The organism is Nocardia sp. AB354 (genome assembly GCF_049538315.1).
Lineage (GTDB): Bacteria > Actinomycetota > Actinomycetes > Mycobacteriales > Mycobacteriaceae > Nocardia > Nocardia nova.
In genome coordinates this window covers 214654-233166 of the sequence record NZ_JBMVFU010000005.1, presented here as the reverse complement: position 1 = coordinate 233166, position 18513 = coordinate 214654, and the positions used below count along the sequence as shown (strand labels likewise).

Here is an 18513-nt window from a genome sequence, read left to right as displayed (position 1 = left end):
TTCTTTTGGGGGCTGGAATGTCCGCTCAGCGTAAAGCGAACGTCGGCGCAGTGGTGCCGCTGACATCCGATGCGTGTTATCGAGTCGAACTGCAGCGGCTGCTGCCGGCGGATTCGCCGCGTTCCACCGGGGAGGATCGCCGCCACATCGTGCGGCTGGCCGAAAGCGAGTCGCAGTGGCCGCCGATCCTGGTCCACCGCGCGACCATGCGGGTGATCGACGGGATGCACCGCGTGCATGCGGCGCGGATGAAGGGCATGACCCATATCGAGGTGTTGTTCTTCGACGGCAGCGCCGCGGAGGCATTCCTGCGCGGCGTCGAATCCAATGTGGTGCACGGGCTTCCGCTGACGCTGCCCGACCGGAAGGCGGCCGCGGAGCGCATCCTGGAATCGATGCCCGAATTGTCCGATCGTACCATCGCCACCAGTACCGGATTGTCGTCGAAGACGGTGGCGCGCATCAGATTGCGTTCGACCGGGGAAATTCCGCAGTCGAACATCCGGATCGGCGCCGACGGCCGTTCCCGGCCGCTGGATTCCTCCCGTCGGCGCCAGCAGGTGATCGAATTGCTCACGGCCTCACCGGATATGCCGCTGCGCGCACTGGCGGCGGCCGCCGATGTGTCGGTCAGCACCGCGCACGCCATCCGGAAGAAGATGCGCGAGCGTCTGTGCTCGGACGGCGATACCACCGAAGGGCCCGATACCAATGCCCTACTGCTGCAGAAACTTACCCGCGACCCGGCCATGCGGGCGAGTCAGCAGGGACGAGATCTGTTGCGCTGGTTGCATTCCCATTCCATGAACCGCAAGATGTGGCCGCGGGTGGCCGAAGCGGTGCCGCCGCATCTGGCCGCGACCGTCGCGGAGCTGGCCAGCCGCAACGCGCGGGAGTGGCGTGCGTTCGCGGACCGGATCCAGTCCTCCGACACCGCCATCTGAACGCCCCGCATCCGTTTCGTCGCACTCCCGAGAGGTTCGGCACATGCTGTCCACCGTCGCCGCTTTCGCCACCCGACACGCCCGCGCGGTCCTCGCGGCATGTCTGCTGGTGGGCATCGTCAGCATCGCCTTCGGCGCCACCGCGCCGACGCATCTGAAGACGGGCGGGTTCTCGCCGCCCGATACCGAATCGGCACGCGTGTCGTCCTTCCTGGGCGACGAATTCCCCTCGGCCGCGCCGAATGTGGTTCTGCTGGTGCGCGCCCCCGGGGGAGTCGAGTCCACAGCGGCACGGACGGCCGGTGAACGCGTGGTCGCGCAGTTGCACGCCGACCACCATGTCGACGCCGTGCAGTCCTACTGGCAGCTGGCGCCGGATCTGCGCTCGGCGCTGCGCAGCGGAGACGGCCGGGAGGCGCTGGTGCTCGCGCACGTCGCGGGGGACGACACCACCGCACCGCAGCGCGCGGGCGCGCTCGTCGATCGGATCGGCGGTGACTACGACGGTGTCACCGTACTCGCGGGCGGTCAGGCCGTGGCGTTGAATCAGATGAGTGAGCAGGTGGTGAAGGATCTGATCGTCACCGAGGCGATCGCGGTCCCGTTGACCGGGCTGGCGCTGATCATCGTTTTCGGCAGTGTGATCGCCGCCGCGATACCCCTGGCGGTGGGTCTGTTCACCATCGCGGTCACGCTGCCGCTGTTGCGCATCCTCGCCGAGTTCGGCGACGTGTCGATCTTCGCGCTGAACATGATGAGCGCTCTCGGTTTCGCCGTGGCGATCGATTCGAGCCTGTTCCTCGTGAGCAGATTCCGCGAGGAACGCGCGGCAGGTCTCGACACCGGTGCGGCGGTCGTGCGCACCGCGCGGACCGCGGGGCGCACGGTGCTGTTCTCCGGTGCGGTCGTGGGGCTTTCGCTGTGCACGCTGCTGGTGTTCCCGCTGTATTTCCTCCGGTCGCTGGCCTTCGCGGGGCTCTCGGTACTGGCCGCCGCAGTGGTCACGACCCTGCTGCTGGTACCGGCCGCGCTGGCGGTGACCGCGCCGCACCTGCACCGGTTCGATCTGCGAGTTCCGTTGCGGCGCTGGGCTCGCCGACCGGCACCGAGCGGAGTGCCCGCGCAGCCGGCCGACACCCGCTGGTATCGGGTGGTGCGGGCGGTGATGCGCCGGCCGGTGCTGTCCGCGGTCGCGGTGGTGGCGCTGTTGCTGGTCCTGGGCACGCCGGCCCTCTCGATGCGATTCGGCTCCGCCGACGACCGCGTCCTGCACGGTGCGTCCAGTCACGAGGTCGGTGACGCGTTGCGCGGCGACTTCCATGAGAATGCGATGGCGGCGGTGACCGTGGCGCTGCCCGGCGACGGCCTCGTCTCGTCCGAGCTGGAGCACTATGCCGCCAATCTCTCCCGGGTCGAGGGCGTGACCTCGGTGTTGTCCGCCTCGGGAGTGTTCGCCGAAGGAACTCGGGTCGCGGCGGTGCCGGACGGGATGAGCACGCCGGCCGGAACCTATCTGCGCGTCGGCACCGAGGCCGACCCGTCGTCGCCGGCGGGCAACGATCTGTTGCACCGGATTCGTGACGTGCCCCCGCCGAGCCCGGCACTCTACGGCGGCGCCGCGGCCGAGAACGCGGATTCGGTGCACGCGTTGACCTCTCGGTTGCCGCTCGCGCTGGGCCTGATCGCCGTGTCGACCCTGCTCGTACTCCTGGCTTTCACCGGCAGCGTGTGGCTTCCGGTCAAGGCGTTGCTGCTGAATACCCTGTCGCTGTCGGCGACATTCGGCGCGATGGTGTGGATTTTTCAGGAAGGTCATCTGTCGGCAATATTCGGTTTCACGCCTACCGGATTTCTGGTTCCGACCATGCCCATTCTCATGTTCTGTCTGGCCTTCGGCGTTTCGATGGATTACGAAGTATTCCTGCTCTCCCGAATTCGTGAGGAATGGATTGTGACCGGAGACAACACCCGGTCGGTCGCGATCGGCGTGGCCCGCACGGCGCGCATTTTCACCGCCGCCGCACTACTCATGACGATCGCCTTCGCGGGGATGGTGACCTCGCTGGTTTCCTTCATTCAGCTGTTCGGCCTGGGACTGGCGCTCGCGGTGCTCAGCGATGCCACCCTGATCCGCGGCATCCTCGTTCCGGCCCTGATGCGCCTGCTGGGCGCGGCCAACTGGTGGGGGCCGACATGGCTGCGGCGGTTGCCGGCCGGACTCGAGGGCGGGCCGGATCCGGATTCCCGGGCCCGGCCGGGGCCGGATCCCGTTCCCGTACAGAATTGACCGACAGAAAAATGCGCGAGGCGCCGGTACGCACCGGCGCCTCGCGCATTTGTGTGCGCTCGGAATTCGTTGACCGCTCCGAATCGCACACCATAAGCTGCACGCATCCGGTACAGGTGTCCGGAATTTGGACAACGCCGCGGTTCGTCCCGACGAATTCGGGCACTGTTCACAGCCAGGAGTGACAATGGTCGACATTGCGATAGTAGGTATCGGCTGCCGTTTTCCCGGTGGCATTTCCGATCCGAAAGGTTATTGGGATTTCCTGCTCGGGCGCGGCGACGGAATCGTGGATGTTCCGCCGGACCGATGGAGCATCGATAAGTACTACGACCCGGATCCGGACGCACCGGGCCGGATGTACACCCGCCGAGGCGGCTTCCTCACCCAGCCGCTGTGGGACTTCGACGCCGACTTCTTCGGCATCGCCCAGCGCGAAGCCGCGATTCTCGATCCGCAGCAGCGGCTGCTGCTGGAGGTCACCTGGGAGGCGCTCGACGACGCCGGGATGGCCGGGCGGGTGTCCGGCGGCCGGGTGGGTGTCTATGTCGGCGGCTTCATCCTCGACAACGCGCTCGGGCGCAGCGGGCCGCTGGTGCGGTCGGCGATCAACAACCACACCGCGATGAGCGCCTCGCACACGCTGCTGTCCAACCGGATCTCCTATCTGCTGGATCTGCACGGGCCGAGCCTGACCGTCGACACCGCGTGCTCGTCGTCGCTGGTGGCCACTCATCTGGCGGTGCGGGCGATTATCGCCGGAGAGTGCGAGACCGCGATCGTCGGCGGCGCCAATGCGATGCTGCAGCCGGAAACCTTCATCTCCATGTGCAAGGGCCGGTTCCTGTCCGTCGACGGCCGCTGCAAGACGTTCGAGGCCGGCGCCGACGGCTACGGCCGGGCCGAAGGGGCCGGCGCGGTGGTGCTCAAGACGGTCGATGCCGCCGCACGCGACAAGGACCGGATCTACGCGGTGATCCGCGCGACCGGCGTCAATCAGGACGGCCGGACTATGGCCATTCCGGTGCCGAATCCCGTTGCCCAGCAACAACTCGCCGCGCAGGTCCGTGAGGAGTCCGGCATCGCGGCCCGCGACATCGGCTATCTGGAGGCACACGGCACCGGCACCGCGGTCGGCGACCCGATCGAGATGAGGGCGCTCGGTCAGGTCTACGGCGCCGTCGACGGGCGGACCGCGGCGGTGCCGGTCGGATCGGTGAAGAGCAACTTCGGCCACACCGAAGCGGCGGCGGGGGTGGCGAGCCTGATCAAGGCCGCGCTGACCCTCCACCACGGCACGGTCGCGCCGCACTTCTCGCTGTCGAATCCCAACCCGGAGATCGCGTTCGACGAATGGCGCCTGCGGGTGCCGCTCGACAGCGAGCCGCTGCCGGGCACCCCCGGGCAGCGTGCGGTCGCGGTCAACGGATTCGGCTACGGCGGCACCAACGCCCACGTGATTCTGACCGAGGCGCCGGCTTCGGCCGCAAGCCCCGAACGACTCGATGTACCGCGGATCGCGCCGCTGTCGGGCCGCTCCGAGGCCGCGGTGCGCCAGACCGCGGCGGAACTGGCCCGAACCCTGCGCGACGACACCGTCGACTCGGTGACGGCGGCGCTGTGGACCCGGCGCGCGCACCATTCGCTGCGCACCGGATTCGTCTACCGCGATGCCGAGGATCTGCGTACTCAGCTGCACGACTTCGCATCCGGTGCGGGTAAGGCGCCCGCCCGCGCGGTCGGCGACGGTTCGGTCGAGCCGGTGTTCGTCTACAGCGGTATGGGCCCGCAGTGGTGGGGGATGGGCCGCGAACTGCTCACCGCCGACACCACCTTCGCCCGCGTGGCCCGCGAGGTCGACGCGGAATTCACCGCGGTGGCGGGCTGGTCGATTCTGTCGGAAATGCTTGCCGGGGAGCAGGATTCGAAGGTCGCGCAGACCGCCGTCGCGCAACCGGCGAACTTCCTGCTGCAGGTGGCGTTGACCGCCGAGCTCGCCGAGTACGGCGTGCGTCCGGCCGTGGTCGTCGGTCACAGTGTCGGAGAGGTCGCCGCGGCGTATGTGTCGGGCGCGTTGTCGCTGCGCGACGCGGTCCTGGTCAGCTATCACCGGTCCCGATTGCAGGCCACCACCGCCGGAACCGGGGGCATGCTCGCGGTCGGCATGCCCGAGGCGGACGTCCGGACCTTGCTGGCCGACAGCCCCGGCATCTCGATCGCGGCGGTGAACAGCCCCAGCGCGGTCACTCTCGCCGGCGACAGCGCCGATCTGGAGATGCTGCGCGATATGCTCTCGGCGACAGGGACTTTCGCGCGCATGCTGCGAGTCGAGGTGCCTTATCACAGCCATCTGATGGATCCGATTCTGGCGGATCTGGCCGACGCGCTGGCGGAGCTGACCCCGGGAGCGGCCACCGTGCCCAGCTATTCGACGGTCACCGCCGACGCGCTCGAGGGCACCGCGTGGACCGGGGCCTACTGGTGCCGCAACGTACGCGAACCCGTACGCTTCGCCGACGCGATATCGAGCCTGCTCGACGCCGGACATCGGGTCTTCGTCGAGGTCGGGCCGCATCCTGTGCTCAGCGGCAATATCCGCGAGCTGCTGATCCACCGCGGTGTGGTCGGCGCGGCGGTGAGCACGCTCTCGCGCGACCGCGACGACCGCCGCCACATCCTGCAGGCGGTGACGGACCTGTATGTCGCCGGTTCCCTCGACGGCACCAGGGTCCCCGGACATCCGGAGGCGGCGCGGTCGCCGTATGTCGCGCTGCCGAGCTACCCGTGGCAGCGCAAGCGGCTGTGGCACGACGAGCCGATCACGACGCGCGACAAACTCGGCGCCGCGAACAGCCCCGCGCTGCTGGGCGAGACCACGGCCGGCGCCGGATCGGAATGGGAAGTGCAGCTGTCGGTGTCGCGACTGCCGTGGCTTCCGGATCATGTCGTCGACGGCCATGTGGTGCTGCCCGGCGCGGCCTACCTCGACGCGGCCCTCAGCGCGGCGGCCGAGCGGACGGGCCGCAGCCGGATCGGGCTCGAGGACATCGAATTCGTCGCACCGCTGGTGATCGACGAACACGACGTCCCCGTCCTGCGCGTCACGGTGGAGGAGAGCACGCGGCGTTTCGCCGTCCACTCCCGCCCGGCCTCGGCCGAGGTCTGGACCCGCAACGCGGTCGGACGGCTCGTCGAAACCGATTTCGACACGGCGGTCGAACCGTTCGGCGCGCCCGAGGGAGCGGCCGTGGTGGCCGGCGCCGACCTGTACACGGGCCTGGCCGCGCGCGGTCTCGACTACGGCCCGGCGTTCCAGCGCATCGTCTCCGCGGTCATCGGCGGCGATACCGTGCTGGCGAGCGTCACCGGCGATGCGCCCGCGAATCCGGACCACCCGCACCTGGCTCATCCCGCGGTGGTGGACGCGGCGTTGCAGTGCGTCGCCGCGCTGGCCGCCGACAGCGGTCCCGACGCGGGCGCGATCGTCCCCGCAGCCATCGGCAGCGTCCGCCTGCTGGCCCCGCTGCCGCAGCGGCCCCGGGTGGTCGTCACCCGGCGCGGCACCGATCCCTTGCGCGCCGATATCGCCATCCTCGACGAGGACGGCGCGGTGTCGATGCGGATGACCGGGGTGGAGTTCCGCCCGGTGTCGGTGCGGCCCGATGTGGTCCATCAACTGGGTGGGGTGTTCTACCAGCAGGTGTGGGAAGAGGTCGACTACGGCGAGTTGCCTTCGGCGACAGCAGGATTGGTCGTCATCGGCATCGGCGTCGATACCGCCGAACGGGTTGCCGCCCTGGCCGGCGCGGACGCGGCGACGAGTATGGTGCTCGCCGATGTGGACGAGATCGACGAGGAGCGGCTGCGTGCGGCGCTCACCTCGGCAACCGGTCCCCGGCACGTCGCCGTGGTGGCCTGCGGTGATGCGCCCGCCGACGGCACCGTCTACGCCCTCGCGCGGATCGCGGCGGTAGTGGAAGCGCTGCTCGCCGAGGACGATTCGACCGATCTGCGGTGCGTGGTGATCACCGAGCACGCCCTGTGCACGCCGTCCGACACGGCCACTCATCCCGAACACGGGGCGCTGGTCGGGGCGCGACGGGCGCTGCTCAACGAGCAGCCGGCGGCCGGATGGCGTCTGCTGGACCTCGACGGGGCGGGCTGGGACGACTGCCGCGCACTGGTTGTCGCCGACGACATCGGTGACGAGATCGCGGTGCGCGCGGGCACCCCCTGGGCCGTGCGGATCGCGCAGAATCTGGACGATTATCTGCGGCAGCGTGATACTGCCCGGCCGCTCACCGATCCGGAAGCCGGATTCGAGGCCGAGATTCCGCGTTCGCGGCTGCTGTCGGATCTCGCGTTGCGCGAATCCCCGCGGCGCGCGCCCGGACCGCGCGAGGTCGAACTGCGGATGGATGCCGTCGGTCTCAACTACAAGGACGCGATGAAGGTCCTGGGCGTGCTGACCGAGAAGGAACTCGGCGACACGTACTTCGGCGTGACCGTCGGTATGGAGGGCTCGGGTGTGGTGACCCGGGTCGGGGCGGATGTCGACGAGGTTGCCGTGGGTGACCGGATGATGGTGTGCGCGGGCGACATCCTGCGCCGCTATGTGACGATGCCGGTCGACGCGGGCGCCTCGCTCCCGCATCGGCTCGATCCCGGCGAGAGCTACGATCCGCTCACCTGTGGTTCCGGATTGCCTTATCTGACAGCGGATTTCGGTCTGCGGACGCTGGCGCGGCTGCAACCCGGTGAGACCGTGCTCGTGCACGGTGCGGCCGGCGGCATGGGAATGGCCGCGGTGCAGGTCGCCCAGCACATCGGCGCCCGCGTCATCGGCACCGCCAGTACGGAATCGCGACGCGATCAGGTGCGGCAGCTGGGCGTCGACGATGTCCTGAACTCGCGGTCCGCGGGGTTCTCCGACGAAATCGCGGCCTTGACCGGTGGCCGTGGCGTCGATGTGGTCTACAGCTCCGCGCCGGGTGAGATTCTGCGTCAGAACTTCCGGGTCGCAGCGGAATTCGGCCGGATCGTCGATATCGGCAAGGCCGACATCTACGGCGGCGGTGTGATCGACCTGGCCCCGTTCGACCGCAACCTGACCTTCTTCGCGGTGGATATGGACCGGGCGCTGGCCCACGATCCGGAAATTCTGCGGGCGCCGCTGCGGATCGCGCAGCAGCGGCTGCAGGACGGCACCTACCGCTACCTGCCCTATACGGCGTATCCGGCCTCGGAGTTGCCGGCCGCGTTCGAAAGTGTCGCGCGCTCACAGCATGTGGGTCGCGTGGTGATCGATATGCGGGAGCAGGAGCCCGCGGTGCGGCCACCACTCGGGCATCCGGTGATCGACCCGGACGGGGTCTATCTGGTCACCGGTGGATTCGGCGGATTCGGTCTGGCCACCGCTCGCTGGCTGGCCCGCTCGGGAGCACGGCGGCTGGTACTGGTGGGCCGGCACGGCGCCGTCACGCCGCAGGCCGTCGCCCAGGTGGCGGCGTTCACCGAGGCTGGCATCGAGGTGGTCGAGGAACGCCTGGACATCGCCGACTACGCCGCGACCGTCGCACTGCTGCAACGGATTCGGAGCACCGCGCCGCTGCGGGGCATCTTCCACGCCGCCGGTGTCGTGGACAATCTGCCGATTCCGCAGATCACGCGCGACTCGCTGAGCGGTTTGTTCACCAAGGTGCGCGGCGCCTACAACCTCGACCGCGCACTCACCGCGACCGGGATCGAGCCCGACATGTTCGTGCTCTACTCCTCGATCAGCGCGCTGGGCTGCATCACACCGCAGGTCGGCTATGCGGCGGCCAATGCCGCACTCGACGGTCTGGCCGCGAGCCGGCGTGGACGTGGTGCCGCGGCGCTGTCGGTGAACTGGGGCTTCATGGCCGGTGGCGGTATGGCCGACGGCAGTGAGGCGCTGGTCGGGTACGTCAAGATGCTGGGCTTTCGCCCGATCGATATGGATCGCGCGACGGCGTTGCTCGCGGAATGCCTGGCGCTGGACACCGCGCAGGTCGCGGTCGCCGATATCGACTGGGGTGTGTGGGCGAGCGGCGCCCGGCCCTCGGTCGAGACCCGGCGCTTCCGGCAGCTGCTGGCCGATGCCGGCGTCGGCGGTGAAGGGCAGGGCAGTCTGCGCGGCGAGGTGATGGCATTGCCGCCCGAGCAGCGTGCCGATTTCGCGGCCCGCCAGCTCGCCGAGCAGTTGGCAGTGGTGCTGGGCGTCGCCGTCGAGACGGTCGATATCGACGAACCGGTCACCAATGTGGGAATGGATTCGCTCATGGCCATGGAATTCGGCGCTCGTGCCGAGAAGTCACTGGAAGTAAAGATCTCCGCGCTGGAGCTCAGTCGCGGACTGTCGTTGCGCGGCATCGCGGCCCGGGTGGTCGAGCGGTTCGGCGAAAGCTCCGCGAGCGAACCGGTGGCCATCGTCGCCGCCGGTCCGGCCGACGACCCCGAGGACGAGGCGGATGCGGCATGAGTACCGGACAGATCGCCTATCCCGATATCGATGCGGTGCTCGGAGATCGGACCGGCCGATTCTTCGGTGAAGGCTACAAGCGCATCGGCCACGAGATCTTCGACATCACCGTCGAGCCGCGGCCGGCGGGGCCGGCACTGACCGCCGTCGCCGGGGTGCGCTACCCGCTGGACTGGTCGCAGAAGAGCACCCGGGTGCTCACCCCGCACCTGAGCAGCATCGACTGTTCGATCTTCGGGTACCGGCTGCTGGCGGTGATCCTGCGCGAGTGCGGTCTGAGCGATGCCGACATCAGCCGGTGCTGGATGCCGTTCGTGCAATTCAGCAGCGGCACGGTCGCCACCGAGAACCTCGACCGGTTCCCGATCGAGGCGGCCGTCACGGGCAGTACGGCGAACACCTTGACCATTTCCGGATCATTCGGCAGCACAATGGAATTGGAGGCCGTCGTCGCGCTGCCCACCCCACCCCGGTACCCGGCGCCGGGTCCGGCGCGGACGGTGGCCGAGCCGGTGGGCGGCTACTCGCACGGTCCGGTCTACGGACGCAGCCAGTACCTGCGGGATATCCGCCTCGACGGCGAGGGGACGAGCGCGAGTGCGGAATTCGCTCTCTCGCTGGGGGATTCGGACGCGTCCGGCACCGGAGTCGCCGATTTCTACCAGCCCTCGATCACCTTGGTCGACGCCACGGTGATCCTGGCGCAACTGTCGCAGGTCGTGCTGTACGAGCTGGACAATATCGCCCGCAAGGACAGTGAGACGTTGTGGATGCGCCGGATGACCGCGCGGGCGGAGGCGCCCCCGCCGCCGTATACGCCGGGTTCGGCGACCACGCGGATGGCGCGCTCGATGGTTCTGGGATTCGGCGGGGGTAAATGGCGGATCTCGAATTGGGAGTCGGAATTCGCCGGCTGCTCGATCCGCTACGACCTCGCCCACCAGCTACCGGCCTGACCTCGAAAAAACCTCTCTCGAAAGGCTTTCCATGTCCGGAACAAACTATCGGCGCATCGTCGTCTCCGGCACGTACTCCACCGGTAAGACGACCACGTCCACCGCGCTGGCGCTGCTCACCGGCATCCCGCGGGTCGACGCCTCCTCGGCGCGCGAGGTGGTGACCGAATTCTTCCCCGGGATGCGTTTCCAGGATCTGAGCACCACCGAACTGATGGCGCTGGGCTTTCGCCGCCTGGAGTTGCGCATCGAGGCCGAGACGTTGCTCGAGGCGCAGGGCCACGGTTTCATCGCCGACGGATCGGTGCTCAACGAATGGGTCTACGGTGCGACCCGCCTGATCACCGGCCCGAATCCGGGGTCCACCCGCTTCCACAAGATCGTCAAGAACACCGTGACCCTGCCGGGCCGCCCATTCTTCCGGCGCTACCTGGACGCCTACGGCGAGATGGCGCGCCAGCGCGCCCGCAAGGGCTACGACATCTTCTTCCACCTTCCGGTGGAGGTGCCGATGGATCCCGACGGACATCGTCCGGTGGACGAGCGCTACCGTGCGATCTCCGACAGCAAACTGCTGCACACCATCAGCGAGCTGGGGGCGCCCGTGGTGACAGTGCGCGGCACCCCTGAACAGCGGCTCGAGCAGATCGTGAAGGTGCTCGACATTCCGACCGTCATGGATATCGATGTGGCGGTGAAGGAGGCGGTCGAGTTCGTCCGCACCAGCCGGGAACGGGTCCAGGAGATGATCATCTCCCAGGCGCAACCGCACACCCTGGGACGTAAGCTCCGCTTCGCCGTGCGGGTGTAGCGCGTCGGACCCCGCGGCCGACTCGCATCGGTGCGAGCCGGCCGCGGCGCTGTGTCGCGTCCGTCAGCGCAGCGACCAGGGCGCGGCCGCTTTCTTCTCGGCCCACCGATGCGGATCGCATTCGAGTTCGGCGCGATCCCACCGGCCCAATTCGGCTGCGGCCGCATATGTTTCGCGCAGAAAGGCCGCGACCACGGCGTTCGGATCATCCGCCGTCCGCACGGTCTCGTACGGAAGGACGAATTCCCCCAGCGCGGCGTCGTAGCCCGCCCCCGGCACCTGCAGCTGCCGCTCGCGGTAGCCCTCGGGTTCGGGATATGCGTAGGCGTAGAACGCGCCTTCCTCGCCGCCGCCGGGCCAGAATCCGCAGCTGCTGAGTTCGTGGGAATACCCCTCCACCATGACCCAATCGGCACAGTGCGGCGCACCGCCGCCGTGTTCCGGCGCGGTTCGCCCCGAAAATCGGGTATAGGCGAGATCCATTGCGCCCCAGAAGAAATGCACCGGACTGGACTTGCCGACATATCCCGACCGGAATTCGCCGAGCGCGCGATTCGCATGCACGAGCTGGCGCCAGAACGTCCGCGCGGACTCCGGATCGTAGGAGGCGTGCCGGGTATCCTCTGCGAACGGAATGGACGGATCGACCTCGTTCGGCCGCCCCTGAATCCGCGTCCGCAACCCGAGCTCGTCGAGCGCCTGCATGGTTTCGGCGTAGAACTGCGCCACAGTTTTCGGTGCGAGCGCCACACTGCGCATATCGCCGGTGTCGGCGCGGATCACCAACCGATCCGCGAGAAAGTCGAATTCGATATCGAACAGCCGATCACCGTAAGGAATCGCCGGCGTCATCAGCCCCCGCGGGCTCACGAAAAGCGTGACCTGCCACCAGTGATTCAACAACGGAGCATGCGCGAGCCGAACCTTCCCCACGATCTGCATCCACATATGCAGGGTCTCCCGCGTCTGCGCCCACTCCGCAACCCGCAACCGCGGCCACGCGGTGGAATTCGTCTCCGACATATCGATGGTCCCTTCGTTGTCGATGTCGATTCGAGTCACGGATTGCGAGGAGATTCCGCCGCTACCGCGGGAAGGGTCCGTAGCGCCCAGCTACGAAACGACGTCCACTCGACCTCGGGCGTCGCGCGATGCAGAGCCTCGATGTCGACGCGGTAGCCGCCGGCGTCGAGGAATGCCCACATGGCGTGCATATCCGTATTGCCGATGGCCTCGAGCGACGTCTGCCGATGGACGACGGGCCGGCCCAGCGCGTCACCGATGTCGGCGGCCATGTCGGCGGGTGTGGGGGCGTCGCCGGCCAGTTCGACGCGCTCGCCGAGAAAGCGGTCCGGCTCGCGCAGTACATGAGCGACGAACTGCCCGAGATCTTCTCGCGCAAGCTGCTGTAGCGGGCGATCGGAAGGTATGGGGAGCTCCAGCACGCCGTCGAGAAGCTCCCGGCGGCCACCGAGCGCGTTGTCGAAGAAATATGTCGGTGCGACGACGGTCGCCGGCAGACCACTGGCCGTGAGTTCCTGCTCGATCACCGCTTTGCTCTCGAAATGCGGAATCATCGTGTTCTGGTCCGCCGACGCCACGGAACTGAACACCAGATGCGGCACCCCCGTATCGCCGGCCGCCCCGATGATCGCCCGCCCCTGCCGGACCTCCGCATCCACACCCGTCTCGAACGGTGTGGTCAGGGCGAACACGCCCGCGACATTCGCCATCGCCGCCGCGAGCGCGGCCCGGTCGTCCAGCGATCCGCTCACGAGTTCCGCGCCGCGCTCACCGAGCCGCTGCGCCCCACGGCTCCGCGGATCGCGCACCATCGCGCGCACCGCAACCCCGCGCGACAGCAATGCGTCGGCAACAGCGCCGCCTTGTCCCCCCGTAGCTCCGAGTACCAATACTGGCGGATGTGTCACCGCACTCCAATCCGGTCGATTGGTCAGAAGTACCGACAGGCTACGTCAGCGCAATCGAGAGTGACGCGACCTACACCACCGGCGCCGAACGTGTGGTGGACGGTTGGGGGCACCGAGTTGTGACATCCGGCCGCTCGAGCGCTTCGGCAGTCATCCCAGGAATCCGCCGTCGGCGTGCACCACAGTTCCGGTGACGGCGGCGGATTCGGGGGTGCACAGCCAGGCGATGGCGGCGGCGACCTCGTCGGGTTCCAGGATTCGGTCGATGAGCTGATGACGTGTGAACTCGTCGACGGTGTCGAGGTGGTAGATGCGGGCGGTTTCGGTGAGCAGGGCGGTGCGGGTGGAGCCAGGGGAGACGGCGGTGGCGGTGATGCCGGTGCCGCGCAGGTCGTGAGCGAGTCCCTTGATCAGACCGACGACGGCGTGTTTGGCCGCGTTGTAGCCGGAGAGATGCCACATGCCGTGATGGGCGGCGGCGGAGGCGAGGGCGATGAAGCGGCCGGTGCGAGGTTCGGGGCGAGCGAGCATCGCGGGGATGGCGACCCTCGCGAGGTTGGCGATGCCGTGGACGCCGATGTCGAACATGGGCTCCCAGTCGGAGTGGGTGGTTTCCCACAACGGCCGGCCGCCGGTCATGACGGCCGCGGCGGCGACGGCCGCGTCGAGCCGGCCGAACCTGTCCAGCGCGATTTCGACTGCGCCGCCGAGGCTTTCGACGTCGCGCACATCTGCTTCGACATCGACGACCGTCCCCGCGTGCGCGGCGGCCACCGCCGCGAGCTGGTCGCGGGTGCCGAGCGGGTAGCCGAGAGCGGGATCGTCGCGGCAGATGTCGACGGCCACGACGCGCCAGCCCGCGCCGGCGAGCCGGTGCACGGTGGCGGCGCCGATGCCCCGGGCGGCGCCGGTGACGATGGCGACCGGGGCGGGGGCCACTACATGCCCCGGGTGAAGCCGTCGGGGACGATGACGTCGTCGGGGGTGAGGTCGTGGATGGAAGCGTGGCCGATTCCGTACAGGGCGGAGTCGATGCCTTGGCGGATGACTTCGAGGACGTTGTGGACGCCGCGGTCGCCGGCGGCGGCCATGCCCCACAGGTAGGGCCGGCCGATCATGACCGCGTCGGCGCCGAGGGCGAGTGCCTTGACGACGTCGCTGCCACGCCGGATTCCGCCGTCGAGCAGGATCTCGACCTGTCCGCCGACGGCCCGAACCACGCTGGGCAGCATGCGGATCGCGGCCGGGGTGGTGTCGAGGTTGTTGCCGCCGTGGTTGGAGACGGAGATGGCGGTGGCGCCGATGTCGACGGCGCGTTTGGCGTCGTCGGGGCGGCCGATGCCCTTGATGAGGAACGGGCCGTCCCATTGCTGCCGCAACCAGGCCAGGTCGTCCCAGGTGACCGGTGGGGTGCCCATCCATTCGCCGTAGGCGCCGAAGAAGGTCGGGCCCTGCTGCCCGCGCGGGACGAGGTTGGGGGTGGTGAGGTCGGGGAGTTTGCCGGAGCGGGCGAAGCGCAGCAGCCAGCCGGGTTTGGTGACGACCTGGGGTGCGAATCGCACCGCGGTCTTCAGGTCGATCTTCTCCGGCAGTGGCGGGCTGCCCCAGTCGCGGGCGGTGGCGAATACCCAGTCGAGTGTGACGATGATGCCTTTGGCGCCGGCTTCGCGAGCGCGGTCGAGGCGGGCGACCATGTCGTCTTTGCTTCCGAGCCAATAGATTTGAAAGAAGGTCTTGTCGTTGGCGGCGATGACCTCCTCGATCGGCTTGGAGCCGAACGACGAGAGGCCCAGCGCGGTGCCCGACATCGCGGCCCCGCGTGCGACGCCGACCTCTCCCGCGGGGTCGACCGCCTGGACGCCGGTCGGGGAGCAGATCACCGGCATCGAAATGCCTTGTCCGAGAACGGTGGTGCTCAGGTCGCGGGTGGCGGGCAGGTCGGCGATGTGCGGGCGCAGGCCGAGTTCGGTGAAGGCGGCGGCGTTGTCGTCGAGGGTGGCGCCGGCTTCGGAGCCGGCGAGCAGGGCCAGGTAGACGGCCTTGGGGACGCGCTTCTTCGCGCGGCGCTGGGCCTCGGCGACCGATTCGAACCAGTCACGGGTGCTTGCCATGAGAATCCTTGTGCTGAAAGTGGTCTCGCCGCCCGGACGGTGTGTGCCCGGAGGTCGGCGATCGGTTGGTCAGGTGAGCCCGGCGAGTGGGCTGGTGTCGCATGCCCGGTCGGGCGCGGTGGTCCGGCTACGCGTGGGGATGCCGAGGGCGACCGTGCGCCGCGGCGCACTACGGGAGTGGTTCTTGTCCGGCTGCGGTTTCGCGCCGACGCCGGCCAGGGCGAGTTCGGCGTTGCCCTTGACGCATTCGGGGTCGGGCCCGTCCAAAGGCAGTCCGGTGAAGAATTTGGCGGCCATGCATCCGCCCTGGCAGGCGTCGTAGGCCGAACACGACGTGCACGCGCCACCGGTCTGTGGTTGCCGCAGCCGCTCGAACAGATCCGATGTGCGCCAGACCTTTTCGAATCCACCGGTGTCGCGGACGTTGCCCGCGAGGAATTCGTCGTGGATGGCGAACGGGCAGGCGTAGACGTCGCCGACGGGGTCGACCAGGCACACCACGCGGCCCGCGCCGCACAGGTTCAGTCCGGCGATCGGGGTGGAGCCCAGGGCGTTGAGGTGGAAGAACGAGTCGCCGGTGAGCACGCCTTCGCCGTGGGCGACGAGCCAGTCGTAGATCTGCAACTGCTGGCCGGTGGTCGGGTGCAGTTCGTTCCATACGTCGGCGCCGCGTCCGGAAGGGCGCAGCCGGGTGATGCGCAGCTGGGCGCCGAACCGGTCGGCGATGGCCTTGAACTCGTCGAGCTGATCCACGTTGTGGCGGGTCATCACGACCGAGATCTTGAAGTTCTCGAACCCGGCGTCGGCCAGGTTGCCCATGGCCCGCATCGCGGTGTCGAAGGATCCGGGCCCGCGGACCGCGTCGTTGACCTCGGCGGTGGCGCCGTCGATGGAGATCTGCACATCCACGTAGTCGGTGGCCGCCAGCTGCCGGGCCCGCTCGGGGGTGAGCCGAATCCCGTTGGTGGAGAACTTGACTCCCACATGATGGGCGACCGCGTAGTCGAGCAGTTCCCAGAAGTCGCTGCGGACGGTGGGTTCGCCGCCGCCGATGTTGACGTAGAAGACCTGCATGCGTTCGAGGTCGTCGATGAACGCCTTGCATTCCTCGGTCGACAGCTCGCGCGGGTCGCGGCGGCCCGACGACGACAGGCAGTGCTCACACGCGAGGTTGCAGGCGTAGGTGAGTTCCCAGGTCAGGCAGATCGGGGCGTCGAGGCCGTGTTTGAAATGTTCGACCAGTTTCATCGGTGATCCTGTTCTTCGGCACCGGCGGGGCGCGGGACTATGGTGCCCGCCTGCAGCAGACCGGCGAGCGCCTTCACATAGCTGGGACGTTCGGTCTCGGCGACCCCCGCGGCCGCCAGGGCGGCGGCCGCGGAAGAGTGATCGGCCAGTCCCTGCACGACCGCCACCAGCTGCTTGGTCTTCAGAAACGACAGCCGCCGGGTGGTGAAGTCGTAGACCAGCGCTCCGAACGGCTCGGGTCGCAGCGAGATCGAGGGCGCGAGCCGATAGGAGCCGGCCGGATCGAAGCCGTCAGTAGACACCGCACATGCCATCGATCGAGACATCCTCGACGAGCAGGTCGTCTTCGACGAGCGCGTCCTCGGCGGGGACTACTGTCTGGCTGGTGATGGGTTCGTTCATGACCGCTCCTAGGGGATGGGATCGGGGTAACGGGTGTGAGGCACAGCATAATGTCACCGAGTGACAAAATGGAAGGGGTGGCGGCGGAAAAACCGGTCACGCCTCGCGTCAGGGCGGGGCGCAAGCCCTCTACCAGCGCGGACGAGTTGGAACGAGTCGCATTCGAATTGTTCGAACAGCGCGGGTTCGACGACACCACCGTCGAGGACATCGCGGCCGCCGTCGGTGTCAGTAAGCGGACCTTCTTCCGCTACTTCGAATCGAAGAACGACGTCGTGTGGGGCAATTTCAGCGACCAGCTGCAGGCGATGCGCGATCTGTTCGACCGGTGCCCGCTCGAACAGCCGGTCGCCGACGCGGTCCGCAGTGTGGTGGTCGAGTTCAACCGCTTCGACCCGGCTCAGGTGCCCTGGCACCGCAAGCGCATGGAGCTGATCCTGAAAGTGCCCGCGCTGCAGGCGCATTCGACGCTGCGCTATCAGGAGTGGCGCAACGTGGTCGCCGAGTTCGTGGCGGTCCGGCTGGGTGTCGGCACTCGTGACCTGCTCGCTCAGGTCGCGGGACACTGTGCCCTCGGTGTCGCGATCGCCGGATACGAACATTGGCTCGACCATCCCGATCAGGAACTCACCGATATCCTCGACCGCGCGCTGCGGAGCTGGGGTTCCGGATTCGGCGCCCAGGCGGTGACCGCGGAGGGGTAAGGACTACGTAGGAACGCGCTGCGTAGGAAAAGTACGTAGTTCTACGGTGGTCGATCGCCCGAGTGGAAGGAAGGCTGGACCGAAGTCAGGCCGGCACTACCGCTCGGGGACGAAGATGAACGCAGAGAATCGGCAGCGGCGCTGCGGTGGCAGCGCGACCTCGGCCCTCCCGGCGCCGTGCTGAGGCCCGGCAGGGGAGGCGACGCCGCGCACAACGATGTGCACGTGCGTATCTGGCTGGGTGGCACGGCCTTCGATTACCGGACCGCCGCCGCGGCGGTGGACAACATCGTCCGGGACTGGCGGCGCAAGCGCTGGTGCACGCTCGAATTCGTTCTCGGCACGATCGACGGGCGTCTCCCGGAGACCCGCTTGCCGAACGAACGGCTATTCCTCGGGCCGTAAATCGGAATTACGCGCATGACATCTCCGGTTTCGCGGCTCGTGGTGTCCTTCGCGGAATCGGTCGTATCGGAAGGTTATGCTCGGAGCCTGCCGGAATTCACGGCGAGTGCCGGACAGCAAAGGCGCTGTTCAGTAGTATCGACAAGGTGTGGTACAACGGTTTTCCGCACAGCGTGGGCCGTAACAGGTCACTCCGCGTGACATCGTCGTGC

Annotated in this window: 14 protein-coding genes; 7 read left to right on the top strand and 7 right to left on the bottom strand. The window is 68.2% G+C overall.

All coding sequences use genetic code 11. From position 1 onward, the window contains the following. The first annotated feature begins 17 nt into the window (after nt 1-17). From ACPCUW_RS09835 to ACPCUW_RS09815, 5 genes are all read left to right on the top strand, one after another. Complete coding sequence (locus tag ACPCUW_RS09835; RefSeq protein WP_423424393.1) at nt 18-944, top strand: ParB/RepB/Spo0J family partition protein; 927 nt, start codon at nt 18-20, stop codon at nt 942-944. A 43-nt stretch (nt 945-987) separates the two neighbouring features. Beyond that, nucleotides 988-3231, top strand: coding sequence for an MMPL family transporter (locus ACPCUW_RS09830; protein ID WP_423424392.1), 2244 nt, complete (start codon nt 988-990; stop codon nt 3229-3231). 187 nt (nt 3232-3418) lie between these two features. Beyond that, a complete protein-coding gene (locus tag ACPCUW_RS09825) occupies nt 3419-9733 on the top strand; it encodes a type I polyketide synthase (protein WP_423424391.1) in 6315 nt (2104 codons plus the stop codon). Further along, complete coding sequence (locus ACPCUW_RS09820) at nt 9730-10689, top strand: AvrD family protein (protein WP_423424390.1); 960 nt, start codon at nt 9730-9732, stop codon at nt 10687-10689. The genes ACPCUW_RS09825 and ACPCUW_RS09820 overlap by 4 nt, the downstream gene beginning before the upstream one ends. Before the next feature lie 31 nt (nt 10690-10720). Then, nucleotides 10721-11500, top strand: coding sequence for an ATP-binding protein (locus ACPCUW_RS09815; protein WP_423424389.1), 780 nt, complete (start codon nt 10721-10723; stop codon nt 11498-11500). 63 nt (nt 11501-11563) lie between these two features. On the opposite strand, the gene ACPCUW_RS09810 is transcribed toward ACPCUW_RS09815, so the two are convergent. The 7 genes from ACPCUW_RS09810 to mftA all read right to left on the bottom strand — a co-directional run bounded on the left by ACPCUW_RS09810 (nt 11564) and on the right by mftA (nt 17192). Next, on the bottom strand, nt 11564-12523 hold the full coding sequence (locus tag ACPCUW_RS09810) for a DUF5996 family protein (RefSeq protein ID WP_064905153.1): 960 nt from the start codon (nt 12521-12523) through the stop codon (nt 11564-11566). A gap of 35 nt (nt 12524-12558) precedes the next feature. Beyond that, a complete protein-coding gene (locus ACPCUW_RS09805) occupies nt 12559-13431 on the bottom strand; it encodes an NmrA/HSCARG family protein (RefSeq protein WP_423424388.1) in 873 nt (290 codons plus the stop codon). A gap of 150 nt (nt 13432-13581) precedes the next feature. Then, the gene (locus ACPCUW_RS09800; RefSeq protein ID WP_423424387.1) at nt 13582-14370 is read right to left on the bottom strand and encodes a mycofactocin-coupled SDR family oxidoreductase; all 789 of its coding nucleotides are present in this window, start codon (nt 14368-14370) and stop codon (nt 13582-13584) included. Then, nucleotides 14370-15542 (bottom strand): pre-mycofactocin synthase MftD, encoded by a 1173-nt coding sequence (gene mftD / locus ACPCUW_RS09795; protein ID WP_423424386.1) that lies wholly within the window; start codon nt 15540-15542, stop codon nt 14370-14372. The genes ACPCUW_RS09800 and mftD overlap by 1 nt, the downstream gene beginning before the upstream one ends. Nucleotides 15543-15611: 69 nt before the next feature. Then, nucleotides 15612-16790, bottom strand: a complete 1179-nt coding sequence (gene mftC / locus ACPCUW_RS09790; protein WP_195074954.1) for a mycofactocin radical SAM maturase — start codon at nt 16788-16790, stop codon at nt 15612-15614. Beyond that, nucleotides 16787-17092, bottom strand: coding sequence for a mycofactocin biosynthesis chaperone MftB (mftB, locus tag ACPCUW_RS09785; RefSeq protein WP_423424385.1), 306 nt, complete (start codon nt 17090-17092; stop codon nt 16787-16789). The genes mftC and mftB overlap by 4 nt, the downstream gene beginning before the upstream one ends. Further along, complete coding sequence (gene mftA / locus ACPCUW_RS09780) at nt 17082-17192, bottom strand: mycofactocin precursor MftA (protein WP_081879272.1); 111 nt, start codon at nt 17190-17192, stop codon at nt 17082-17084. Before mftA ends, mftB begins: the two co-directional genes overlap by 11 nt. A gap of 77 nt (nt 17193-17269) precedes the next feature. On the opposite strand from mftA, the gene mftR reads away from it, so the two are divergent. Further along, nucleotides 17270-17896, top strand: a complete 627-nt coding sequence (gene mftR, locus ACPCUW_RS09775; protein WP_423424384.1) for a mycofactocin system transcriptional regulator — start codon at nt 17270-17272, stop codon at nt 17894-17896. A 225-nt stretch (nt 17897-18121) separates the two neighbouring features. After that, nucleotides 18122-18301 (top strand): hypothetical protein, encoded by a 180-nt coding sequence (locus tag ACPCUW_RS09770; protein WP_146098736.1) that lies wholly within the window; start codon nt 18122-18124, stop codon nt 18299-18301. Nucleotides 18302-18513 lie beyond the last annotated feature (212 nt).